The organism is Agaribacillus sp. DX54 (assembly GCF_056858335.1).
The window spans coordinates 1-25,119 of record NZ_JBXEQE010000030.1; the positions used below are offsets into that span (position 1 = coordinate 1).

The 25,119-nt window shown below is 42.7% G+C and carries 23 protein-coding genes and 1 tRNA gene; 10 read left to right on the forward strand and 14 right to left on the reverse strand.

Going from position 1 to position 25,119, the window contains the following annotated elements; all coding sequences use genetic code 11:
* Positions 1 to 311: 311 nt before the first annotated feature.
* From AC04NP_RS23810 to AC04NP_RS23830, 5 genes are all read right to left on the reverse strand, one after another.
* The gene (locus tag AC04NP_RS23810; protein ID WP_482862497.1) at positions 312 to 902 is read right to left on the reverse strand and encodes a hypothetical protein; all 591 of its coding nucleotides are present in this window, start codon (positions 900 to 902) and stop codon (positions 312 to 314) included.
* A 471-nt stretch (positions 903 to 1,373) separates the two neighbouring features.
* On the reverse strand, positions 1,374 to 2,516 hold the full coding sequence (locus AC04NP_RS23815; RefSeq protein WP_482862498.1) for a DmpA family aminopeptidase: 1,143 nt from the start codon (positions 2,514 to 2,516) through the stop codon (positions 1,374 to 1,376).
* 71 nt (positions 2,517 to 2,587) lie between these two features.
* Complete coding sequence (locus AC04NP_RS23820; RefSeq protein ID WP_482862499.1) at positions 2,588 to 3,775, reverse strand: hypothetical protein; 1,188 nt, start codon at positions 3,773 to 3,775, stop codon at positions 2,588 to 2,590.
* Positions 3,765 to 4,430, reverse strand: coding sequence for an RNA polymerase sigma factor (locus tag AC04NP_RS23825; protein WP_482862500.1), 666 nt, complete (start codon positions 4,428 to 4,430; stop codon positions 3,765 to 3,767). Before AC04NP_RS23825 ends, AC04NP_RS23820 begins: the two co-directional genes overlap by 11 nt.
* Positions 4,431 to 4,530: 100 nt before the next feature.
* A complete protein-coding gene (locus AC04NP_RS23830) occupies positions 4,531 to 5,217 on the reverse strand; it encodes a head GIN domain-containing protein (protein ID WP_482862581.1) in 687 nt (228 codons plus the stop codon).
* A gap of 234 nt (positions 5,218 to 5,451) precedes the next feature.
* Here AC04NP_RS23830 and AC04NP_RS23835 point away from each other — a divergent pair, with 234 nt between their 5' ends.
* Positions 5,452 to 6,231, forward strand: a complete 780-nt coding sequence (locus tag AC04NP_RS23835) for a 5'-nucleotidase C-terminal domain-containing protein (RefSeq protein ID WP_482862501.1) — start codon at positions 5,452 to 5,454, stop codon at positions 6,229 to 6,231.
* A 2-nt stretch (positions 6,232 to 6,233) separates the two neighbouring features.
* Entirely contained in the window at positions 6,234 to 7,136 is a 903-nt protein-coding gene (locus AC04NP_RS23840; protein ID WP_482862502.1) for a bifunctional metallophosphatase/5'-nucleotidase, read from the forward strand.
* Between the two features lie 28 nt (positions 7,137 to 7,164).
* Here the strand turns inward: AC04NP_RS23840 and AC04NP_RS23845 are convergent, their stop codons facing one another.
* The 5 genes from AC04NP_RS23845 to AC04NP_RS23865 form a co-directional block, all read right to left on the reverse strand.
* Positions 7,165 to 8,751 carry an NAD(P)/FAD-dependent oxidoreductase gene (locus AC04NP_RS23845; protein WP_482862503.1) on the reverse strand — a complete coding sequence of 529 codons (1,587 nt, stop codon included), beginning with the start codon at positions 8,749 to 8,751 and terminating at the stop codon, positions 7,165 to 7,167.
* Between the two features lie 97 nt (positions 8,752 to 8,848).
* Positions 8,849 to 9,712, reverse strand: a complete 864-nt coding sequence (locus AC04NP_RS23850; RefSeq protein ID WP_482862504.1) for a hypothetical protein — start codon at positions 9,710 to 9,712, stop codon at positions 8,849 to 8,851.
* 59 nt (positions 9,713 to 9,771) lie between these two features.
* On the reverse strand, positions 9,772 to 10,446 hold the full coding sequence (locus AC04NP_RS23855; protein WP_482862505.1) for a DM13 domain-containing protein: 675 nt from the start codon (positions 10,444 to 10,446) through the stop codon (positions 9,772 to 9,774).
* Positions 10,447 to 10,595: 149 nt separating this feature from the next.
* Positions 10,596 to 12,443, reverse strand: a complete 1,848-nt coding sequence (locus AC04NP_RS23860; protein WP_482862506.1) for a toxin-antitoxin system YwqK family antitoxin — start codon at positions 12,441 to 12,443, stop codon at positions 10,596 to 10,598.
* Positions 12,444 to 12,477: 34 nt separating this feature from the next.
* Complete coding sequence (locus tag AC04NP_RS23865; protein ID WP_482862507.1) at positions 12,478 to 13,428, reverse strand: tryptophan 2,3-dioxygenase family protein; 951 nt, start codon at positions 13,426 to 13,428, stop codon at positions 12,478 to 12,480.
* A 215-nt stretch (positions 13,429 to 13,643) separates the two neighbouring features.
* Between AC04NP_RS23865 and AC04NP_RS23870 the strand changes: the two genes are divergently transcribed.
* Complete coding sequence (locus tag AC04NP_RS23870) at positions 13,644 to 14,867, forward strand: acyl-CoA dehydrogenase family protein (RefSeq protein ID WP_482862508.1); 1,224 nt, start codon at positions 13,644 to 13,646, stop codon at positions 14,865 to 14,867.
* Positions 14,868 to 14,979: 112 nt separating this feature from the next.
* Here the strand turns inward: AC04NP_RS23870 and AC04NP_RS23875 are convergent, their stop codons facing one another.
* Positions 14,980 to 16,062, reverse strand: a complete 1,083-nt coding sequence (locus AC04NP_RS23875; RefSeq protein WP_482862509.1) for a DUF1573 domain-containing protein — start codon at positions 16,060 to 16,062, stop codon at positions 14,980 to 14,982.
* A 157-nt stretch (positions 16,063 to 16,219) separates the two neighbouring features.
* Positions 16,220 to 17,122, reverse strand: coding sequence for a hypothetical protein (locus AC04NP_RS23880; protein WP_482862510.1), 903 nt, complete (start codon positions 17,120 to 17,122; stop codon positions 16,220 to 16,222).
* A gap of 241 nt (positions 17,123 to 17,363) precedes the next feature.
* Between AC04NP_RS23880 and AC04NP_RS23885 the strand changes: the two genes are divergently transcribed.
* The 3 genes from AC04NP_RS23885 to AC04NP_RS23895 are packed head-to-tail and all read left to right on the forward strand — an operon-like array spanning position 17,364 to position 21,215.
* Entirely contained in the window at positions 17,364 to 18,452 is a 1,089-nt protein-coding gene (locus AC04NP_RS23885) for a D-alanine--D-alanine ligase family protein (RefSeq protein WP_482862511.1), read from the forward strand.
* A 35-nt stretch (positions 18,453 to 18,487) separates the two neighbouring features.
* The gene (locus tag AC04NP_RS23890) at positions 18,488 to 19,288 is read left to right on the forward strand and encodes a PASTA domain-containing protein (RefSeq protein ID WP_482862512.1); all 801 of its coding nucleotides are present in this window, start codon (positions 18,488 to 18,490) and stop codon (positions 19,286 to 19,288) included.
* 25 nt (positions 19,289 to 19,313) lie between these two features.
* On the forward strand, positions 19,314 to 21,215 hold the full coding sequence (locus tag AC04NP_RS23895; RefSeq protein ID WP_482862513.1) for a T9SS type A sorting domain-containing protein: 1,902 nt from the start codon (positions 19,314 to 19,316) through the stop codon (positions 21,213 to 21,215).
* 276 nt (positions 21,216 to 21,491) lie between these two features.
* Here AC04NP_RS23895 and AC04NP_RS23900 read toward each other — a convergent pair whose 3' ends face one another.
* Positions 21,492 to 22,805 carry a site-2 protease family protein gene (locus AC04NP_RS23900; RefSeq protein WP_482862514.1) on the reverse strand — a complete coding sequence of 438 codons (1,314 nt, stop codon included), beginning with the start codon at positions 22,803 to 22,805 and terminating at the stop codon, positions 21,492 to 21,494.
* Entirely contained in the window at positions 22,792 to 23,424 is a 633-nt protein-coding gene (locus AC04NP_RS23905) for an HAD family hydrolase (RefSeq protein WP_482862515.1), read from the reverse strand. Before AC04NP_RS23905 ends, AC04NP_RS23900 begins: the two co-directional genes overlap by 14 nt.
* A gap of 130 nt (positions 23,425 to 23,554) precedes the next feature.
* On the opposite strand from AC04NP_RS23905, the gene AC04NP_RS23910 reads away from it, so the two are divergent.
* From AC04NP_RS23910 to AC04NP_RS23925, 4 genes are all read left to right on the forward strand, one after another.
* Positions 23,555 to 23,628, forward strand: a tRNA-Ile gene (locus AC04NP_RS23910).
* A gap of 613 nt (positions 23,629 to 24,241) precedes the next feature.
* On the forward strand, positions 24,242 to 24,511 hold the full coding sequence (locus tag AC04NP_RS23915) for a hypothetical protein (RefSeq protein WP_482862516.1): 270 nt from the start codon (positions 24,242 to 24,244) through the stop codon (positions 24,509 to 24,511).
* Between the two features lie 8 nt (positions 24,512 to 24,519).
* A complete protein-coding gene (locus AC04NP_RS23920; protein ID WP_482862517.1) occupies positions 24,520 to 24,834 on the forward strand; it encodes a hypothetical protein in 315 nt (104 codons plus the stop codon).
* A 3-nt stretch (positions 24,835 to 24,837) separates the two neighbouring features.
* On the forward strand, positions 24,838 to 25,119 hold the full coding sequence (locus AC04NP_RS23925) for a hypothetical protein (RefSeq protein ID WP_482862518.1): 282 nt from the start codon (positions 24,838 to 24,840) through the stop codon (positions 25,117 to 25,119).

Below are 25,119 nucleotides of genomic sequence, written 5' to 3' on the forward strand. Positions count from 1 at the left end.
TGTCCATACAGCTCAAAATCAAAACTTTTTCGAAGTTATCCACCGAATTTTCCGCAAAATTGCACTTTTTGAAGAGACCAAAATCCAATAATGTCCTTTTAACACAAAAAAAGCTGAACCTACATTAGTCCAGCTAACATTTTTTATGTGTCTTTAACTAATTTTCAAGGAAGGCCCAATTAGCCATAAAAACCTCAATTTCCCTCACCTGAAAACACCTTTCCAAAAATAAAATTATTCCCTCAAAAATTACTTCAGTCCATTTAATGCTTAAAAGACAGTGTAGGAAATCAATATAAAGTACTTTCTGCCTAAAAATTTGTGTTTGAAACATCGTCACTTTCAGGTTCAGATTCCTGGTCAGTGTCCTCTTCCTTATCCTTTTTCCTTTTCTTCTTTTTCTTGTCCTTATCTTTCTTTTTCAAAAAGCCGAAAATACCTTTTTTCTCTTCGGGTGTCTCCGGATCTGCTGCTTCCGGCGGGGCATCCGGTTCTTCACTAATATCAGGTGGGGCAGCTTTAACAGGTCTTCTTAAATACTTCCCAAAAAGCTGCATATATTGTAACTGATCCTCATTATACCGGTCTCTGCGACGAATGCTCCGGGGGGTTTGCCGGTTTTCTGCCATCAGTGAGTCAGAGGCATCATAGATCTCCTGGGCTATGAGAACAGAGTCCAGTTCACGGTCCAAAGTGGGCATTATCACATCCATTTCCACTGTATTCCACTCATCCTGTTTCTTCCTGTAGCTGACTCTTTTGACAATCCCGTACTTATTTTTTCTTACTGTATTATCGAATTTAGGTATTGAATCGACATCAAACTTTGAGAATTGATCATACCGGGCTTTCTCATCCAGGATAAAATAGCTCTGAAAGGCCGGGCAGGTTTTATTTGGCATGCAGGATGTCAAATACAATAACCATATGATATTTAATAAAAATAAATACTTTCTCATTCAATTTCTGATAAATCGATACGATCACGTATCTTATATTCCTTTACCCTTAAATAAAAGCTAACTGTAAATCAGTTAACACTCCTTATGGTTATTGTCATTTACAATAGGTTATTACTTTAAAAAGCTTAAAAAAGTTCACTTTTTATATTGCAAATTTTGTGAATATAACTAATAATTTATTTTCTACCCTAAAATTGGCTGTCCAAAACATTATTTTGGCGTAACATTGCCAAAACCAACCCCAAAATAGCAGACAATTGCTTGAATTGCCGATGATTTCTTACAAACTCAAACGACAAATCGCCCCAATTATGTATAAAATTTTCCCACTAATCTTACCCACCCCCACCTTTCATTTTAATTCTCACTTTCATTCTCATTTTTATTTTAATTCCCATTTTGATTTTTATTTTAATTCCCTCCCCTACCATAGTCCTTAAGAATCTCCATCACCCGCTCAACAGGCAGCGCTTCCACCTTACGCCCCTGATAGCCTTCCATGGATTGGGCTGTGAACAGGCTATTAAGAATCGCCTCCTCAGTCGCTTCTATAGCCGCTAAAAACAGCGGTGTCACAGCATCATTTTTCAACTCAGTACTTTCCAGTGTATGCCCACCGGATTGATAGGGTATTCTCAGGGCTTCATGTGTGGAAACTGCTATGACATAATCTCCACTCCCATTAGAAACAATCCCACCGGTTTTGCCCAAACCGAGCATAGCCCTTTTAGCCAGCCTTTTTAAATTCCTTTCCTTCAAAGGGGCATCGGTCATGACCACAATCATACACGATCCGTCAGACGAATGATGGCGGTTATCTTTGAAAGGATAATTGCCCAGCTCCACCCCCACCGGGACACCGGCGATCTCCAGCACACCGCCAAAGTTCGTTTGCACCAGCACGCCCACTGTGTAGCCTCCGAGTTCTTCGGGAACAACGCGTGAGGAAGTTCCTATCCCCCCTTTGTATCCAAAACAAACCGTTCCCGTTCCCGCACCTGCATTTCCTTGCAGGACAGGGCCACCGGAAGCATTTTTAATGGCTTGCCAAATGTGTGCTTCTTCCACATGCATACCGCGAATATCGTTTAAATAACCGTCGTTGGTCTCACCGACTACCGCATTTACTGATCTTACATTTTCATTACCGGGTTGATCCAGCACATATTTTACCACAGACCTGACAGCATCCCCCACGCTCAAGGTATTGGTCAGAATAATTGGCGTTTCAATGTTACCCAGTTCATTCACCTGTGAGTACCCCGCCAATTTGCCAAACCCGTTGGCAATAAAGATGGCCGCAGGCACCTTTTGCTGAAAAATGTTTCCTTCATGAGGCAGAATTGCAGTGACGCCAGTGCGCACGTGTTCTCCCCGGATCAGTGTGGTGTGGCCCACCATTACCCCAGGCACGTCGGTAATGGCATTTAACTTCCCGGTGTTTAATATGCCCGTTTTAATGCCCAGGTCACGGATTCCAGGTTGGTCTTGTGACATGGCTGTTAGAGTTTTTACAGATGCCAGTAAAAGCAGGTAAAATAGTCTGATGGTCATAGCTAAAAATTTACCGTGAAGTTACGTTTTTCAGCTATGACCGGACTAATGAAGAAAGGAAAATTTTTTTATCAAATAGAGGACTCCCTGTCGAACTTACCGAGGGTCATGCCCAGCTTGATTCCTGGCATCACTCTTTTAAGATTATCTGTGAGATAGACCTGTGGTGAAATCTTAAATTTGCTGGAGTCATTCCCCCCTACGATCATTTCAAGCATCAGGGTTGAGTCATCGAAGTTATTGGTATTATCGTGTAAAAGATAGCCGGCTTTCATGCCTACCCAGAAAGGTTTTTTGTCTTTACCGGAAAGATTGCGGCTGTAACTGGCCGTTACAAAAGTGTTAAAGCCATTATTGACTTCATCTTTATCAGCGACATGCAGATGATCGCGGGAACGATCATTTTCTGCCACTGCATAAAACTGGTACCTTGTATCCACGCCGATACCAATCATGTGATCACATTTTCTATTTACCTCAGAAAATTTAAACAAAACGCCCCCTTCCAGCCCCAGGTTGAAGCTCCGGTCAACAGCAGTCAGGTTGCCGCCTAATATGACCGTCACAGGCTTGTTTTTTTGGACTTTCAGGACGGCATCCTTCCCTGTAAATGGAACCTTATAGCCATTTGCCGGAATCTCCCTTTGTGAGGGTTCGACCGCAGGCTTTGCCCACCCCCTACTCAGCAGCAACGGCCACAATTCCCCTGAAGGCTGATAATCATGATCCGGGGTAAAAAGTGCCGGGATGATGTGCTGATTCTTATTATCGGCAGACTGGATAAGGTTATGATAGATCAGCAACTGGCTTTTGAGGTTGGGATCGGTAATAAAAAACGGATTAATCCCTTCTTTAATTTTTTCAGCACTCATCTCATCCGGTTTTGCACTGGATAAAATGCTTTTTTCCAAATTTGACGGGTCTTTTTGCCCCCGATGAGGAACAGATCTCTCATCGTCTGTCACCACCGCCATGGTAGTAGCAGCCGGTTGTTCTTCAATGACCGTCCAATAATTTTTAACAGAATAAACGGAAACCACCATGAGCGTGATGGCAGCCGCGGCGGCATATAACCAATAAGAGCCCAGTAAGTTTTCAACAGGCCAAAGCGGCAAAATAGTCTTTGTCCGGGTGGGACTGCTTAATTGCTCATTTAATTTTTCCCACCCTGATTCTTTAGACCACGACACATTGGGAGGAAGGCCTTCCAGTCCGTTGACTTCCTTCCTAAACAATTCATCAAATTCTTTAGATTTCATAATGAATCCCGTTTTTTTCCAAAATTTTTCTCAAAAGCGCACGCCCTTTGCTAAGTTGGGACTTTGAAGTATTTTCGCTGATATTTAACTTCTCTGCGATCTCTTTGTGACTAAACCCCTCAATGACGTACAAGTTAAATACAGTACTGTACCCTACCGGTAACTGCAATATCAGATTATAAATCTCTTCGGCTGCAAGCTCACCGGTTATGGTAGCATTTTCACCAATATCAACCATCAAAGCAGCATCCACATTCCTGAAATTGTTGTTTTTTCGCAAGAACATCAGCGACTCGTTAATCATAATGCGTTTAATCCATGCCTCCAGACTGCGATCGCCCCTGAAGTCCACGTTTTTCAGATGATTAAATACCTTTAGAAAACCGTTCACCAAGAGGTCTTCGGCATCGTGCTCATTTTTGACGTAGCGATAACAAACTCTGAACATTTTATCAGCATACAGCTCATAAAACTCCTTCTGAGCACGGTTATCACCTGCAATACAGTTCTGTATAAGTTGCTCTATAACCAATTGGGTTTTATTTTCTAAATATTGCGTACTCATCAGTGATAATGCATCATTAATGGTAGGGGTTGCCTCACAGATTAAAAGTTTACAAAAACCGGGCCTGTCCGAATCAAAATCACAGACCATTACAATCTAGCCAAATTAATCTTTGAAGAATGTTAAAGATGGGTTAAAATTGGTTAATTTAGGTTAAAAATCAGTCTTTTTGCAGATTTTCAGATATTGTTTAATAACGAGAGATATCACCGCCCAGGTTGCCCTTGATATTCTCTAAGCCAGGGCGCCCTTTGTACCTGACGCTACCACCGGTAGATGCTGAACCGGTAATCGACTCACTGGCAAATACTTCTGCGGTACCGCCTGTATTGGCTTTAATTTCCACGTTTTCACTTTCCAACCCGTAGGCAAATAAGTGAGCGCCACTGACTACTTTGGTATGCTGGTTTTTTGCCTGGCCCGATATCTCCAGTTGTCCGCCACTGTGTAAATTAATTTCCACCGAATTCACATCAATTTTCACACGGGCATAGCCGCCACTGGCGACATCGACATATAACTCATTTTGTTCTATCAACGACGCTACAAAAACATCCCCCGATCCTGTGGCTGTAATTTCATTTAACCTTTGGTACACCACATCTACCCGCACATCGATTTGTTTATAAATGCCTTCCTGCATCTTGATTTTCAGTATTCCGTTATCCACAAAGGTGTTCACTTTGGAAATTTCTACTCCCCTGGCCCGCACCTTTACACTTTGCCGGTCGCCTTGTCTTAATGTAACCCGGATGTTACCAAATACTTTGACACCATCGAAGGCCGGGACGTTTCTGGATTGTACACCCTGAGCCCCGGCACTGTTGGTGACAAAAGCCGTAATAAATATTGTCAGAATCAAAACAAGATATTTCATCACACCAGTTAATTTTTTTCAATAACCAAAAATCCAATCAAAAATTATACCTCACCCCCAATTTTTCTATCCCAGGGCATACCCCAAATAATCATTCCTACCTTGGGGCAGCATTTTAATAAGTGCTTATTTCTCCTGTGCAGCAGTCCCCTCCGGGAAAAATATGACAAATATTTAACATACGTCAATTAAAAATCATTATTTTGATGCTACTTTTGCATTAAAAAATACCAAATGGCTCATTTTGGTTGCTATGATTTAACCTTTTTCCGGAAGCTGTTGTTGAGTTTGCTGGTTTGCAGCCTCGGATGCAGCCCTGCTTTTCTCCCGAATAGTGACATTAAGGCCCGGAATATAGAAGTGAATGAAAGTGCTTCGGCAGACAGCACGATTGTCGCCATGATCCGGCCTTATAAAACTAATCTGGACCGTGAAATGAAAACCGTCATAGGCACTGCCAGATATCATCTTGACAACCATCCCGGCCGGGGAGAATCAATACTTGGAAATTTTGTAGCTGATTTGCTATTGCGTGAGTCAGAAAAAAAGTATGGTAAAAAAATAGATATGGCGATAATTAATTCGCATGGCGGGTTGAGAACTACCATCAGCAAGGGGCCCATTACGAAAGAAAAAATTTTTGAATTAATGCCCTTTGAGAACAATATGCTGGTGCTGGAATTGTCGGGTTCGCTAACACAGCAATTTTTTGACCACTGTGCCAAAACCCGGAGAAACAATGTTGCCGGAGCGAGGTTCACTATCGAGAATGACAAGGCGGCCGGAGTCAGGATTAATGGTAAAACGCTCGACCCAAATAGCAGCTACACCCTGGCTATTTCAGATTACCTCGCTGAAGGAGGAGGTGGATTTGGTTTTTTGAACCAGGCCAACAGGCTCGCTAACCTCAACTATAAAATAAGGGACATGATCATCGACCATATCAAAAACCTGACAGATCAAAACAAAATGATAGAAGCGCAACTGGATGGAAGAATAAAAATCATCAATTAGCTATGGACAGAAGACTATTCCTGAAAAAATCAGCCTTTACGGCTGCCGTCCCGTTTGTTCCGGGGGCATTTTTAGCACATGGAAACAAGGTACACCTGACAATTCTGCATACCAACGATATGCATTCCAGAATTGAACCGATACCTGATGACGGAAGAAGGTACGCTGGGATGGGAGGCATGGCCAGGAGGGCCGCGTTGATTAGCAGAATCAGGGCTGAAGAAGAAAACGTATTACTGTTGGATGCCGGTGATGTATTTCAGGGAACACCTTACTTCAATTTTTTTGGTGGTGAATTGGAATTTAAACTAATGAGTGAAATGAAATATGATGCCGCTACGCTGGGCAATCATGATTTTGACAATGGTGTAGCAGGACTTTACAAAATGCTTCCGCATGCCAGGTTTCCGTTTTTATGTGCCAACTATGATTTTTCGGGCAATGTACTGAAAGGTCGTTTTCAACCCTTCCAAATATTCCGGAAAGGCCCTCTTAAGATAGGGGTATTTGGCCTGGGCATTGAACTAAAAGGCCTTGTGAATGAAAACCTGTTCAAAGGAACTAAATATAATGACCCCATAGCCATCGCCAAAGAAATGGTACAAGAGCTGGAGCTGAAAAAATGTGATTTAATCGTTTGCCTCTCTCACCTGGGTTATAAGTATAATGGAAAAAAGGTTTCGGATCATACATTAGCTGAGAAGGTCAATGGTATAGATCTGATTATCGGAGGGCATACCCACACATTTCTGGATATGCCGGTCCTGCGTAAAAACAAGGACGGCCATGAGACGATCATTAACCAGGTAGGGTGGGCAGGTATAAAACTGGGGCGGATCGATTATGTATTTGACAGGAAAAAATCAAAAGTCATCAGAAAATCCGAACCCATTACGATCAGTTAAAGTTACAGCCTTTCCACGAAACCCGGTTTTATTGACCGATGAGCCTGGCGTAAGACTTCAATAACGCTTCGGCACATCGTTCACCATCCATGGCTGCTGAAACAATGCCACCTGCATAACCTGCTCCTTCACCACATGGATATAGTCTTTTTACCTGAAGGTGTTCGCAGGAGTTCCGGTCCCTTGGTATGGTAACAGGTGAAGAAGTGCGGCTTTCAACACCGATTATTTGCGCCTCATTGGTCAGGTAGCCTTTCATTTTTTTTCCAAAAACCAGAAAAGCCTCCTGCAATGCAGTGGCTATAAATTCAGGGAGGACATCCCACATGTTTACAGGGCACAGGCCCGGTTGATAGCTGGAAGCCGGCAGGGAGGTTGAAACCTGTCCGTCTATAAAATCCATCAATCGCTGGGCCGGAGCCGCCTGGGTGTTTCCACCTGCTCGGCAGGCGGACTTTTCTACAGCCTTTTGAAATTCCATAGCCGCAAGTGCACCATGCTGCCTGTAAGCCTGGAAATCCTGAGCACCAACCGATACGACCATGCCGGAATTAGCATATTTTGAATCGCGTCTGGAGGGGCTCATGCCATTAACCACCACCTCTCCGGGAGAAGTGGCAGCAGGAACAACAAATCCGCCAGGGCACATGCAGAATGAAAACACACCCCGCTGTTCACCACCGCCCCCGACAACCTGATGTGCCAAGGAATAAGAAGAAGCCGGCAGATATGTACCCCTTTGTGCACAGTGATATTGAATCCGATCAACTAACTGCTGGCTGTGCTCCACACGTATGCCAAGGGCAAAAGGTTTGGCTTCGACATGAATTTTTCGCTGGTCCAGCAACTGAAAAATATCCCTGGCTGAGTGGCCTGTGGCCAATATTACTGCGATACCTTTAATTTTTTCACCATCCCCGGTAACCACACCTGTCATCTCACCGGCGTCCATGATAAAGTCTGTAACACGGGTGTTGAACAAGATTTCCCCACCGGCAGCCCATATACTTTCTCTCATAGCAGCCACCACCCTGGGGAGTTTATTGGTACCTATGTGTGGGTGGGCTTCGTACAAAATATTTTCGGCAGCGCCGTGGGCGACAAGAATTTCCAGTATTCTGTTGACATCACCTCTTTTCTTCGAGCGGGTGTAAAGCTTGCCATCGGAATAAGTACCGGCTCCCCCTTCCCCAAAGCAGTAGTTTGAGTCCGGATTTACGATATGTTCCTTATTGATGGCTGCCAAATCCCTTCTCCGGGCCCTGACATCCTTACCCCTTTCAACAATTACGGGTTTAATACCATTTTCAATCAACTTTAACGCTGCAAACAGTCCCGCCGGACCCATGCCAACTATAATCGCCGGACTGGCATTGGAAACGTCAGGATAATCTTTTTTGTAAGCAATTAAAGCAGGCGGGGATTCTCTGACGAACACTTCGACGGCTACATTGATCTTTATTTTCTTTGAGCGGGCATCGATAGAACGCCGTTTCGAACGAATGGTGACTTCTGAAAGATCGGTTAACCCGAGTTTCTTTTTAACCACTTGCTCAAAATTGTCCCGGTCGTAAGCCTCCGGAGGGGATAAAACAAGATTCAGCGTTTTTTTCATATCTGTTAAGGTATTTATCCTTAAAAAAGATATTGGCGTTTCAAATCACAGCCACAAAATTAGCAGATTTTAATCCATCATTAACGGGATTGATCAACTATAATTTCACAAAAACCCCAAAAGAGTAAGCAGGATTTGCCAGTACCCGCCTTCCTGAAAATGCCGTGCCCACAGAGGCGGTAATCCCATATTTATCTTTGTAAGTATATATCAATTCAGGGCTAAAAGAGGTATATTCAATGTTATTGGAAAAAACCCCATTGGAGGGCGCTTCAAGATCACTACCATTTTCCAGGGACTCAATACCATACAGGCGGCCTAACAAGGTGAAATTTTTAACCGTTACACCAGCTTCCAGCCCATATCTGATTTCATCTGAAAAATTATTGGTCCGGTTATTAAATCCGATCAAAACGGTAGCGTAAGCGCCAATGGAGGAAAATGACCTGCTTGCCTCGACTGTTACCATTTGATTAAATTCGCCATCACCAGTTTGTAATATCCTGGTATCACCACCAGCCTCATTCCCCAAAGGCAATCCCAGGGTTAGGCTGGCGCTCACCACGACAGGTGCATTTTGTAACAAACCATACTTAATCGTAATATCGGTATCACCGATCGAATTAACCGCATCCCCCTCTTCCAGTAACTCCCTTGTAGAAGCGGAAACCTGCTCATTCAGGGTGGCCCGGCTGAAAAAGGGAAAATATATAATACCCGTGAGCCTGTCGGTAAAACCGTACTCGCCATAAAAACTAACGGTATGAATACCGGCTGTGGATATATCGATAATCTCACCATTCGGGGCAAAGTATTCATCACTTCTTAACCACCAAAATCCCAGTTTAAAAAACCCATGTCCTTTTGGTTGTGGCCAACCTCCTCCGGCATGGCCAAGATAGGGCAGCAGCAGGATAACAAAAAAACAAAGGGTAGCATATTTTACTTTAGCTTTTGTCATGGCTTTTATCAGCATTAAGGGTTTAAAATTTATCTTCACTCCCAAAGTCGATTCTTCATTTATTCTTCAAACTTTCCTATTCCAAAGGCTATACCAAAGGGTTTACAGTATATCAATACATAATCGTAGGTACCTAACTGTACCCCATTACCCACATTGTAAGTTTGCGCTCCGGTATTGGATTGCAAAGCTGCCAACTCTACTCCTCCGGTGGTGCTGGACGCGCTGTTTGTGAGATAAACAAAAAGCCCCGGGCCGTTGGAGGTGGAAAAACCCTCCGAAAAAGTCAACTGCAACTCGCCAGTGGCATCAGACAATGTAAATGTACCGGAAACCTCGTAATCCCTGTTTCCCTGGAAGGTACCCGTTCTTTCATTGCGTGGTACCGTTGTATTTTCCCCTGCAATAACACCAACCATGTCAACGGCTCCGTTGGCCATTGCCGAGATAGTGACGCTTCCTTCCGAATTAGCCATCGCCAGCCCCGATGCATCAATGGAAATAACGGCCGGATCGGAACTGGACCAGGTTACATCGGCATCTACGATATTGCCGAGCTCATCAAAATACTGGGCTTGAAACTGATAAGACTCTCCAACCCTGATGCCATCGGCCCTGGTGGTAATGGCGATCCTGGCAGGCATGGTCTCCTGTTCTACAAGATCGGTACCGATACAACCCGTAAACAATACCAAAAGAAAAAAGTAATTCCTGATAAGTAATTTGATATTCATCGTGCGATTCGACTATAGATAGTTTGGATATACAAAGATGCTTTAATAAACTTTTCTATAAAATGATTGGTTACAGAATCACTACCTTTCGTCGGCCTTGCGACATAATGGTCAAATGGCAAAAGCTGTCAGGTTATCAAAGGAATTTGCTAAAATGCATAGCCGAGGTTGATCCCCAGTCTTACAGGAATGGATAATCTTGGTTTTCTCACATCACTGAAGATTTCCTTGAAAGAATCTTCCGGGGGAAATTTTTCCCAATAGTCACGATAGCCTAAACCTATGCCGGCAAAAATATCCAATGTCAAGCCAGGTTTACCGGCAAATTTCATCATTCTGTTACCCACAATTACCGAATATTCGTACCGGTTTTCTTTGGCATCTATAGAAAAGGAGCCATTGGGCAATCCAGGATCATTAATATTGGCAGAATGGTTTAAAGAGGAAAAGCTCAGCTCATGGCCAAAATATAACATGCCCAGTTTTTGATCTTCCTGATAAAACTTTTGCCGGAAGCGCACCGCAAACCCCCTTTTGTAAAGCTCACCGAATTCAACATTGGAATCATCCGTGAAAAACGGGTCTCTGATGTAATTGAAGAGTAATTCGTAACCCAATCTTTCCTGCATATAATATTCTATAGAAAAAGGCACCGATCCCACCAGCATGGCAACGGGGTTAGTGGCAATGATTATGCCCTTAAATTCATTGATTCTGGGCTGAAAGTATTTCAGCTTTTTGTTCTTAAAAAGAAATTCCGGAATCTCATAGTAGCCGCTCTCCTCCTGACTGAGGACAACCTCTTTTTCCACCGGCGTATATTCAGCCACCCCTTTGTCATCGTAAACGGTAGTGTAGTACCCCGCCAAATCCCCGTTTCTTTTATACAACTTCCATACCCCTACGTTTACCCCATCCTTGATGGTGCCTTCCATACGTAATTGACCGTCCTTGTAGTAACCCCTGAACTGGCCGACCCCATCTTTAAAATCACTTTCTCCCTCCAGTTTGCCATCTTCGTAGTAATACAACCACTTGCCATGGTTTTTCTCATTTTTTATGTAACCGGATATCTTCAGATTACCCCCTTCGTAATATTCTTTGTAAGGTCCATCGCCCTGCACAAAAGTACTTTCCCCCTTAAAAACCCCTGATTTATGATACAACTTCCAGAATCCGTCTTTGACACCTGATTTTTCCATACCCTCGGAGCTTATTTTCCCATTTTCATGGAAGTATGTCCACTGACCCTCTGACAAGCCATTTTTATAAGTTCCCTTTGATGAAAGTTTTCCATTTTCATAAAAATATTCCCAGGAGCCGTTTTTTAATCCATCCTGGTAGTATCCCCGGGCTTTTACATGGCCATTTTCATAAAAATAAACCCATAAGCTGTCGCTTTTTCCTTCATTATTCATGCCCTTGGCCCTGGTGGCACCCGACCGGTAGTATTCGGTGTAAATGCCCCTATCACCCTTGTAACTGGCATTGGCCTTCAAAGTGCCGTCTTCGTTAAAATATTGCCAGGCTCCGTTTCTTTTGCCATCTGAAAACAGTCCTTTGCTTTTCACACCGCCCTGTTCGTAGTAAAATGTCCAGAGGTCATTTCTTTTTCCACCGATCAATACACCTTCCATACTTTTTTGCCCATTTTCAAAGTAATATTCCCATTGCCCGGTAGTGCCGTCAGGCTGTAGGTTCCCTCTCATTTTGATAGCCCCATTTTCGAAAAAGTACTCCCAAATGCCTGTTGACCTATTGTCCCGGTAGGAACCCCTGGTTTTAACTTTGCCGTTGGCATGATAGGCTATGTATTCACCATCCAGTACGTAGGTATTTGTGTCTTTGACATAATAAATTTCACGGAGGGCTTTTTTACCCTCGTAATAGTTTTTTAGCTGAATATTTTGGGCATAGGCAACCTGTGTGGGCAGACAACAAAGCGTAAGCAATGCCCACATGATGAAATGACAATATGGTGCCTTTAAAACTATCATTTTACCAGTAACAGGTTATCTTTCCGGGGTATATCTATTGAACGATCATCGACCTTCCCCAATTGTTTAACTCCTCGTCAGTCCATAAATTGGGAAAGTATACAATTTTCTGAAATCTTGGTGGTAAGTATTTTTGCCAGTTTGAGCCTCCTGTGGCCTTAATATCTTCGGGATCCTTTTGCAGATACCTGACCGCCGATTTGTAATGTGAAAGCGGCCAGTTGACATTTGCATTCAGATCCAGTTCCCTCAAAGCCTCTTCAAGCTGTTCCGTACTGCCATTTTCAATGACGTATTTTTCATATACCTTCAGCAAGTTGTTGTTTTTCATGGCCTCACATTTCCTCAGGAGCCTCGAGGTATACTTTTCCTCAAATTGCCGGAGTGTTAAAGTTTTTTTGCCGGTTGCCAGTTCGGTAGCACCCTTTTTCCAGTAAACTTTATCGTACAAAATCCTGACATCCTTCTCGCCTGCCAAAGCCTCTCTTGATTCCCAGTGCACCAGGTTGATCATATCCGTCGCACATATCTCGATCATTCTATACTGGGCAGACTGAAACCCACTGGCAGGCAAAAGGGCCATACGAAATTTTAAAAACTGGTCTTTTTCCATACCCTTTACCATAATGTCATAGGAGTAAATGAGCTGTTTAAAGTAGTTGTTTATCCTTTCCAGCTTGCCAAGAAAAAACGCTTCGGTGACATTTGCCTGTTCCGATATTTGTTTCATTTCCCATAAAATCAACTTAAAATACAGCTCGGTGATCTGATGATAACAAATAAATATCATCTCATCCGCAAACCCTGTTTTGGGGGTTTGCAGGCTCAGGAGGGTATCCAGATGAACATAATCCCAATAGGTTAAATAATCTGCATATAGCAGGCCATCTAAGTAGGAGGAAATATCCTGCCCCATTACCTCATACTTTTTTTCCAGTTTTTTCAACTGGCCAAGTAGTTTTGGGTCTATTTCAGAATTACTCATTCTTTCAATTTGACTAGTTCTTACAAAGATTGGGTTGCAGCCCTTTTGTATATTACAAAAAATAAGGTTGTTACTATGATATATTCAAAGTTATTTAATTATGTGATCAATAAACCAACTAATTTCAATAATTCCTTACTTTCATGGTCGCTGATGAAAAAACTTAGTTTTTAATATTGTAAATTTGAGGCGCAAATCATAAACAATTTAAACCAATGTCAGGAAATACCATAGCGGCTGATAAGTCAACGCATCATCAAACTCATGTAGACCGATTTACTTCTCCTGATTTTTACGAAATCGACGATCTGCTTACCGAAGAACACAAGCTCATCAGAAGCTCAGCGCGTGATTTTGTAAAAAAGGAAATCACCCCTAACATTGAAACCTGGTGTCAGAATGCCCATTTTCCAGAGGAGATTGTGGGGAAATTCGGGGAAATAGGAGCTTTTGGCCCTACCATACCTCAGGCATACGGAGGTGGGGGGTTGGACTATATCTCATACGGCCTGATTATGCAGGAAATTGAGCGCGGGGACTCAGGCATGCGGTCAACCGCTTCGGTACAGGGCTCATTGGTGATGTATCCCATATACAAGTTTGGCTCGGAAGAACAGAAACGCAAATACCTGCCGAAACTGGCCTCAGGAGAGTTTTTGGGATGTTTTGGCCTTACTGAGCCAGACTATGGGTCCAATCCAGGAGGTATGGTTACTAATTTTCGGGATGCCGGCGATCATTTTGTTCTGAATGGCGCTAAAATGTGGATTTCGAACTCGCCAAAAGCCGATATCGCCGTGGTTTGGGCCAAAAACGAGGCAGGCAGGATACATGGCCTCATACTAGAAAGAGGAATGGAAGGTTTTACCACACCTGAAACACACAACAAATGGTCGTTGCGGGCCAGTTGCACCGGTGAGTTGGTTTTTGATAATGTAAAAGTCCCCAAAAAAAACCTGTTGCCCGGGAAAAACGGCCTTGGCGCTCCTTTGATGTGCCTCGATTCTGCCCGTTTTGGTATCGCCTGGGGGGCTACGGGTGCAGCGATGGATTGTTATGATTCGGCGCGCAGGTATGCCATGGAAAGAATTCAATTCGATAAACCCATCGCTTCTTTTCAACTGGTGCAGAAAAAGCTGTCAGAAATGCTGACAGAAATCACCAAAGCACAGCTCCTTAACTGGAAACTGGGTAAAATGATGGACGAAGGAAAGGCAACTACAGCCCAAATATCCCTGGCAAAAAGAAACAACGTGGATATGGCCCTGAAGATCGCCAGAGAGGCCAGACAAATTCATGGTGGCATGGGTATCACCGGGGAATTCCCTATCATGCGGCACATGATGAATCTGGAATCTGTCATCACTTACGAAGGCACCCACGATATCCATCTGCTGATATTAGGCCATGAAATTACCGGTATTCCCGCTTTTTCCTAGCATACAACACTTCCCCACTCATCTCCCTCCGTGCCTCTCCGTGTCTTTGTGCCTCCGTGGTAAGACAATGGTTAACCACAAAGACACGAAGAGGCACAGAGTATGGGGGATTTTAGTTTCTCGCTTCTTTGACGGAAGCTTTGATGGTAAGCATCGCCACAGATTTTCTGGGATCGTTGGAATAGATTGTGATGGTTTTATGTTGCGTTCCCCTTCTCCCGGCAGAATCAAAAGTCACATCCAGACGAGTAGAATCGCCCGGATGAATATCGTACTTTTCCGGCTTTGAAACCGTACACTGGCAATTACCAACGACCTTCCTGATATTCAGCACATCCCCGCCATTGTTGAAAATGGTGAAACTGGTACGCACAATGTCCCCCGAAGTAATCTCACCAAAGTCATACACATTTTCGTCAATTAAAATGTGAGGTGCTTTTTTGTAAGCTTCATTGGTCATGGGTGGGAAAAATTCCTCTACCGTAGCCATAATATTTAATCTTTTATCCGGCATGCCGGCATCATCGGTGGCAAGCACCAGGTGATCGATGCGGTAACCCAGATCAGCTTTTACAGTAGGATCAAAGGTAACCGTCAACGTGCCCTTTTGCCGGGGATCCAGAGTTTTTGGTTCGACAACCACATTGATGTGTGCGGGCGTTATGCTGTTTTCTTTAAAGTTAATGGGCTGTGCTCCGTCATTGTAAAGTGTAAATATTTTTGTCACCGGCTCTGTATGGGTAATCTTGCCAAAATTCAGCGTCCGGTACTTCAAACGAAGATTTCCCATTAAGGCCGGATAATCATCAGCAGGCGTTTTGGGCTTGGGGGTAACATTTCCCTCAATAGACAGAATCGTAGCACCAAAATTGGTATTGACGGTCAATGATTTCTTAAACGGTCCCGGCCGGGGGTTATAGCGGACTTGTACAAATCCTTTTTTCCCGGGCAAAACTGCCTCTTTGGACCATCCTGGTGTCGTACATCCACAGGAAGCCTTCACCCCTCTGATCAAAATTGTATCATTACTTGTGTTGGTAAACTGAAATTCATGCGTTACAGGGCCATCTTCTTCCTTGATATTACCAAACTTATAATTGCTTTGGTCGAATTTCATAGGGGGTTGCTGGCCATTGACATGAAAAAAAAGCCCCATAGCCACCAACCAGATTATACCTTGCTTTACACGTGTCATCTCTTAAAAAAAATTATACTTGGTACACATCATTTCCATTACCAAAAATAGGTAATAAATTTCCACCATCGATCTGAATTGACCACTAATTACAACAAAACCTTACGTGAATTATTTTTTGGCGATAATCCACCTTTTATCCCGTCACCAACGCTGACTATTCCAAACCCAGCGCATCGCGATAAGTTTCATGTTCAGGTTTGTTTTTGGCCCAGTAATCCAACAGCATGGATTCATTTTTAACAGCCTTGGTGGTCAGCAATTTACCACCCGCACCCCGGTAAGAATCTTCCCAGCCGGTGATCCTGTAGGGAAAGGCTGATTCAAAATATATTTTAATCGTTCTCTCAGGATTTTTATAGGCAACAGTATACTCCATGACGCCTTCACCACCGAATTCAGCATTTTTATTGTTATTCAAACCAGCCACTGCACGAGTGTTTTGCAACTGATGGTGTGTTAGTCTTGAAGCAAATGAACCTGGAATGATGTTGATCTGCCCAACAGGTAATTTGTCGGGGTTTAGCCGGATGATATTCCATAATTCATCCTCTAAAACTGATAATTTAAGGCTTTGCTGTTGATCGCCTTCAGATTCAAAATAGGAGTATCCGCTCAATTTATAATCATTTTTCATTTTATTCAACTGCAGATAAGTATGTCCGCACCATTCTTGTGATGAGGTGGTGAGTTTTACTGAACGGGGGTTGTTATCCGTATCCACGGGGGTAAAGCAGGAAAACATCATGGAATAGGGATAAATGCCGGTCGTAAAATTCTTGGTAAAATTAAGTTTCATTACCTTAACTGCGTCATCTGCATTTTCATAGGGATCGTCCAGTTTTACCTGCTTTTCCCTTGAAAAATCTTCCGTAACAAAAATTAATACCGCGCTTCCATCGTGCAAATCACCGTATCTGGATTGTGTAAGATGGTAACTGGTCAACTCGGCTTTGCCAGCATACCAGTAATCATTAAATTTCCGGGAGTGAGGGTTTTCGGTACCAGCATCCGGCTGTGCCTTTCCATTGCAGGCCGCCAAAACGATAACCGGTAACATCGGCAAGAAATTTTTCAAAGGTCTCATTAATATAGTGGTGTTAATGTACAAAAACGTACTGGATTTAAGATTGTTTAACAATTTCCGGTATAAGATTATATACGCACTTACGTTTATTCTAAAATTTATCACTTTTTCCGAATCTATGTTACAATACCGGCAGTTTGCTCAAAGCGATATTTGATTATATTTGCATGACACATTATACTATATCCGAACAAAATTCTTAAAGAAAAAATTTATGCCTGGAAAAATAAACGTAGGAATTTTATTTGGGGGTAAATCCGTTGAACACGAAATTTCTGTCAGATCAGCAACCAATGTCGCTGCTAACATCGATAAGGCAAAATACAACGTTGAATTAGTTGGCATTGACAAAAAGGGTGGGTGGTATCATTGTGCGTCAGTAAATGAAGAAATTACCAGGGGAGACCCGGTTTCTTTGAGGTTATCTTCCAAAGGACATTTTTTCTACAACCTTTCCAGAGATGAGGAAATTTTGCTGGATGTGATATTTCCTGTACTGCACGGCACCGATGGCGAGGACGGTAGTATTCAAGGGATGTTGACAACATCTGGTATTCCTTGTGTGGGCTCTGGCGTTCAGGGCTCTGCCAATTCAATGGACAAATACATTTCAAAGCGACTTCTCAAAGAAGCCGGGGTACCTGTCAGTAAGTTTTTGTATGCCAATTTCAGACAACGGGATAGCCTGAACTTTCAGGACATTGCCACCGCTGTGGGTGTGCCCTTTATTATTAAACCTGCCTGCTTGGGTTCGTCAGTAGGCGTCAGCAAGATCAGCAACGAAAGCGAATTCACAAAGGCCGTCCAAAACACCTTTACTTATGACAACGAGGTGATATTTGAGGAGTTTATTGAAGGAAGAGAGCTGGAATGCGGTATTATCGGGAATAGCCAGCCCATTGCTACCAATCCCGGTGAAGTAGTGGTAAGCGGTGATTATGCGTTTTACACCTATGAAGCCAAATATCTCGATCCTAACGCCGCACAAATCATTATTCCGGCAAAGGTACCGGACCAAATAAAAAACAGCATAAAATACTGGTCTGTAGCCGCTTATCAGGCATTAAATTGCGCAGATTATGCGCGGGTGGATTTATTTTTAAAAGCCGATGGCACCATTTTAATTAATGAAATAAATACTATTCCGGGATTCACGGATTCCAGTATGTTTCCTATGCTTTGGAATGACGTCGGCATTTCTTATACTGCATTGATTACCAAGCTAATAGAGATGTCTTTGGCCAGGACCAAGGAAAAACAAAGGCTGGAAACCAACTTTGCCGCCCGGGAGTATCAAAGTTGAATAAAATACGATTTATTTATAAGGCAATCAGAGTTATGATATTTAAACCCAATTCCATAAAAGACGTTCTTGGACATGTTGGCATCATGGTAGCTATTAGTATCGGATTGATATTACTCTTTTTTTACTGGTACTTACCAAAAGCTACCAACCATGATGAAACCATTACGGTACCTGACCTGGAGGGACGTCACATTGAAGAAATTGCCGATTATTTATCGGCAAGAGAATTAACCTATGAGGTTTCGACAGATTCCGGCTACTCAGTGGATCACCGGCCTCTGACGGTGCTAAAGCAATACCCAAACCCTCAAACACTGGTAAAGGAAAAAAGAAAGATATACCTTACCCTGAATGCCCGGAATCCACCAAAAGTTAAAATGCCCAAACTGACTGACCTTTCTGTGAAAATCGCCCGGATCAAACTGCAGTCATTGGGACTCAAGGTGGGAGCTATTAAATATGAACCTGATATGGCTTTCAACGCGGTGCTGAGGCAGGAATTTGAAGGGAAGGAGATTTCTGAGGGAACCAGTATTTTCAAAGGATCGAAAATTGATCTTGTGGTGGGTGATGGTTATGGGAAAAGGGATTTTCCGGTTCCTGACCTATTGGGCATGCAACTGGAGGAAGCAGAGTTTGTGCTGGCAGGAGTTGGATTAAAAACAGGATCGATACTGGAAGCCCGGGAAATTGAAAATGATACGCTACCGGCCGGTACCATTATCAGGCAAACCCCTGAAAAAGGAGAAAAAATAAGGATTGGGGAAGTGGTGGATATATGGGTGAAAGAATACGAAAAATATCTGGACGAAAAGGAAGAAAACGAGTCCTGAGACGTTATTAAGTTAAATGCCACTTATGGGTCACCGTGCTGTTCGAAAACATTTTCTTTTTTTAGGATTGCTTTTTCTCATAAACCAAGGGCTTTTTGCCCAGCTTGAGATAGTACCCATTCGCAAAAATACAAATAATAAAAACCAGCCATGGCAAAAACAGGCAAGAACGGCAGAGGTCGAACCATTGACACTTCCTTTTTGGGATGATTTTTCTACTTCGACTGAATTTCCGGATACCGCTTTATGGTTGGGAAGCCAGAATGTACATATTTCCCAAGGCGCGGGAATAGAACCACCCACCTTTAACGTGGCCACCTTTGACGGGATAGATGCCAATGGAGATGTATATTCCAACATTGAAACGGCAACAGGACTGGCAGATTCTTTGTTATCCAAGCCCATTAACCTGAGTGGCATTAACGTGAACCTCCAAAATACGGTGTATCTAAGCTTTTTTTGGCAGTTGGAAGGGTTTGGGGAAATCCCTGACCCTGAAGACTCGCTGAGACTTCAGTTTAAAGATATCAATGACAATTGGATAACCGTATGGAGCATGACCGGTGGAAACACTGATATAACCGATCAATTTACACAGGAAATTTTGCTCTTGGACCCGGTTCGGTTTTTACACGATAATTTTCAATTCAAATTCGAATCTTTCAGCCGTTTGATCGGTGTATTTGACACTTGGCAATTGGACTACATACTATTAAACAAAGGCAGGGACGGCACCGACCCCTCTCATTTAGATCATGCCATTACCTCCTACCCCACCAGCTTATTCGGACGTTACACGGCAGTGCCGTCCACCCAGTTTTTTTCAGACAACTTCAACGTCCGGGATAAGTTAACCGGTGCCTCGGTCGGGTACTTTAACCTCGATAAATTTTTGCAACCGATCGAATACACCGCCATTGTCACCGATACCATCCGGGGAGAAGTGCTGGACACCCTTAATTTTAACGAACCCGACCCTACCATCCCCGGACCATTTGAAAGAGACATTTATACCACCAACCTATTGAATATCAATAATATACCAGAAGTCGATACGGCTGTATTAAAGTTAGACTTTTACATTGATACAGGAGATACTTTGCTCATAGACGAGGTGATTGGCGCCGACACGACCTTTAGCGAACGGTTTGATCTCAGGAGTAATGATACAATCACCACTTTTTTTACCATAAATGATTATTTCAGCTACGATGACGGGAGCGCTGAATTTGGTTTAGGAATCAATCAGACCAGTGGCAGGATGGCTTATCAGTATGAACTCTTTACCACTGATACCCTAACGGCCATCGACATTTATTTTCCTAATATTGGAGCTACCTTTGACAATACACCTATAGAGCTGTTTGTATTGCGGGATCTGGAAGATAACGATAATTCTGTCCTGGCGCAATTCTCTACCTCGATAAAAAATACCATAGGCATCAACAAATTACAATCTTATGAACTCAATCCTCCTATCGTGGTTAATGGCAAAATATATATTGGTTTCAGGCAAAGTACGGACCGGCGAATTCCGGTTGGGCTCGACCATAACACGGATAGTGGCGATAAAATATTTTTTAATGTTTCAGGGGACTGGGAACAATCCAGTGAGATTGCCGGCAGCCTTTTAATGCGCCCGCGTTTTGGAAGAGTGGCCATCGTGACGGGCATTCAAAAGCCCGAACCTATCGCCAATGCGTTGACCGTATATCCCAATCCATCTTCGGGCGTTTTTCAGATTGAAGGGGCATTTGACAAAGTCGTATTATACAACATCAACGGACGCCTGATACCCATTAAGCTTTCCAAAAAAGCCCCAAACCTGGCCACGCTCGATATCACCGGCCAGGCCCCCGGCATTTATCAGCTCCGCTTTGTCAAAAACGGCAAAACCTTCGGCAAAAGAATCATCCTGAATCATTAGCATATATTCTGCCCCTTCCATTCAAAGCCACATAAGCTAAGCGACACAGCCCCCCTATATATTTAACCGCAAACCACGACCTCCATGTCCCATAGGGACAAAATATCGGTAGCAAAACGTTCTGTTTCCCATCAATGACATTCATTGAGGAAAAACATCGATACCAAAACACAAACCAAAAACAATGTATTCCAACAAGAATAACAGTTTATCCAGCGATGCGATATGTCATTCCCATTCCAAACCAACGTTCGGTAAAAAGGTAATGCCCTACGGTTACATGGGTTCCCGGCTTATAGTTTTTAGCTCCGGGCAAGGTGAAGCTAAAGCCTTTAATTCGGATTGACGATTACAGGCAACAGAGGCCTGCGCAGATTCGGATTCCTTTTTTTCATTCATTTTCACATTGAAAGGTGTCGGGCTAAATGAAACAACAAAGACAATCAGGCTGATCCAGCCCAGAATTTTTCTTTGCAAGGACAAAGGTTTGTCATAATAGGCAGGGGGATGGTAAACACCAATCACACGGCCGATGATAAAGGCAAAAACCAGCCAGCCCAGATAGCCTTTAATCGTAGGGTCATAAAAGCTGATTAAAAACTGGCCCGTCAATATGAATACCGCTATGAGCAATTTGTCTATTGGGCTCCTGTCCAGTCTGCCAAAAAGAAAATATAAAGCTGCCAGATAGAGTGGTACATGCCATAAGATTTCAGTAAACTCCGAGGTAGGGCTTATTAAACCAATGCCAGCATAAAAAATCAGTGCATAATACAAAAACTCTGAGATCTTCTTGTGTTTTTCAAACCCAAACAACCCATACAACACATGGCCACCATCCAGTTGGCCAATTGGTAATAAGTTTAAAGCTGTGAAGAACAAGGCAAGATAACCGGCAAATAACCAGGGATAATGCATCATCTCATAGACGTTAGGTATTTTCGATGGGTCGGTGACCACATATTTTTCAAAGAACTGAAAAGTCAGATTAGAACCGAGGGCAATGACAGAATATGAGCTTAGCGCTTCAAATTTGCCATCGGGATAGGCTTTTTTAAAATTGATAGAGTCATATTGCCGCTGATATTCGTAAGAGTAAACCTGGTCCTTGTAATCCAGCCCAAATTCCTGGTATTCAGGGTGTATAGTATAAATATGTTCAGGTTCAGGTAGGTGGGTAAACCCGTAATACAAAACGCCCAATGCCACCACAAAGCCCGCCAGCGGCCCTGAAATACCTACATCAAAGAATTCCTTTCTGGATTTGATACCCTCTTTTATACGAATTACGGCTCCCATAGTCCCGATTAGAGGTACCTGAAACCAAAAAGGGATGTAATAAGGCAAGGTGACATTGATCTTGTACCACCGGGCAGTGAAATAATGTCCAAATTCATGAACAGTTAAAATGCCCAAAAAAGGTATGGAAAAATAAAATCCACTGAGAAAATCGTCAAAACTGTAATCCTCGGAATAGAAAATGGATCCACTACCGATCCATTCAGCCCCAGAAAGTGTAGTCGTGATAACTGTGGTAATAAATAACAAACCCTGCAGCATGGGCGTACCATACTTCTTATAAAAACTCATCCCTTATAAAACCCAAATTTAGCTTATTCGACCGTACCCAATGCGTCTGAATGTTCAATACTGCTGCCCCGTTGATGTTATCCCTGTTGTCTTCAAAAAATATCGTTTCTTCAGGCGCCAGATTTTGCTCGTCCAGAACATGCTGATATATCTCCGTATCCGGTTTTCTTTTATTGATCCGATAAGAATAATAAATATAGTCAAAAAGCTGATGATATTTATGCAGATCATAACTTTGATCAATAATTTTTTCAAATGCCTGTATATGTATGTCATTGGTATTGGAAAGCACAAACAGGTTATATTTTTCCTTCAATTCCTCGATGAGCAACAGCCTGTCAGATGGGATATCAAGCAGCATTCCATTCCAGGCATCATCAATCTCCTGATCCGTCAGATCTTTCCTCAGCAGTCTTTTAATACCCGCCCTGAATGTTTTTGACGAGATAAGGCCCTTCTCATAATCATGAAATAGCGGGGAGGACTCTACCAAACTCATTACCTGTCTCACCGACATCCCGCCTAAGCTGGCAAGGTGTTGAAATGTTTTAGGGATATCCAGATTGATAATCACACCTCCTAAATCGAAAATGATATTTCTGATTTTTTTGCTACTCAATTTCAATTAATTATTTGAATATTAAACCACAAATATGTAACATTGCACTCCGAAATTCAAAGTGTGACACCATAAAAGTGTACCAAAAACTACTCAAACCCAAACCCACACACCAACTCACACTCAATTCGGGCCCATAGCTCAGTTGGTTAGAGCACTTGACTCATAATCAAGGGGTCCCAGGTTCGAGCCCTGGTGGGCCCACCCCCAAAAGCTTCATCTTCTTCCAGGTGAAGCTTTTTTGTTTTTGAGGGAAGCGTTATCCAGGTTGCAAATCTATTATTTTAAACCTGAAACTAAAATCCACGCTCACAGCCTGGGCCAGATTATTCGTTGTTTAGTTAAAAAAATGCCCGGTGACGTAAAAAGCGCCATGATCAACCGTGATTTCAAAAATCAGAAAATTTGCTGCAAATCCAGCTTTCTGACATTGCCTTTAGTTTTTGAATTTCATCTGCATCTACTTCTTTTTTTATCGTCGTATTCCATTCCGCCTTTTCCAGGGTCTTTGAAAAAACAAGGTTTGGGGTTTGGATTTTCTACATATCCATCTATGGATACCGTCATAGATAAAACTAGCTTTCTCATGGGTTTGGATCTGGATGATGATCAAATCAAAGTTGGGGTGTTGTTTTTCGAATCGCTATTCCTTTCCAGCACAGATTTTTTGCTGGCCTCCGGCAGTTTTTAAAATACAAGCTGGTTATAAACCCCAAAAGCTATACCTAGTAATAGTTATTCAGGTTACCTAACACTGGCGATTTACATGCTCCGGCAAGCTGTGTATCTTTGTCCAACTTAGAATCGATCTAAATAAATGAAAGTTACCATAAACCTGCTCCTTATTCCGGGAATGAAGTTAAGTGTTTTTGCACAACAGTGCTCAATCACCCAACAGGTTACAGCGGTAATGTGTCTTTCTCCTTTTACCGGAGATTTTTTTACCACTGTAGATGGTAATAGCTACCTTGCGGTAATCAAAAAAACAATCAATGCCATACACGATCACGATCCGGTGACCGGAAAGGCCGGCAAAGCCTTCAATGCTAACGGAGAAACTTTAATTGGAATTTACGATTTATCCTGAAATAACGCATGAGTATCTTAACTACCTTTCTCGCAGGCTTTTTACTATATGGTACCTCCAGGTACTTTCCGGAATCATTGCACGCATTTCAGAGATATCTGGTGGCCAGAAAGCTTTTGACCAGGACACTAGGCATATTGCTGATGGTGGTCGCTGTGCTGATGTTTTCTTTCCATTACACCTGGGGGACGGCCATCATTGTTTTTACAGCCACCTTCATAACTGTATTGAGTCTGCTAATTGTGTCCTTAAAACTTAGTCGTTATGCATTAATCGGTTGGGTGGCGGTGATTGTGGTGGCAGTATTAATTGAAAATATTTGAAAAATGCCAGCAAAATCAAAATATCTTTCTCCTGCCAGCAAAAGAATATCAAAAGTCACTGTAGCTGTTTTAGGAAGCTATGTGTTAACGATGGCTATACATCTCGCAGTAGCTGTAATGCTTGAAGACAAGTCCCCACTTATTTTCACTACCGGCTACAGCGCCTTTTTTATGTGGGTATTTTTTATGGTCATGGCATTTTTGATCAATAAGGCCTGGCATGTGTGGGGACTCTATAGTATTATAACTATGATATGCACCGCAATCATCTATATCTTCAAATGA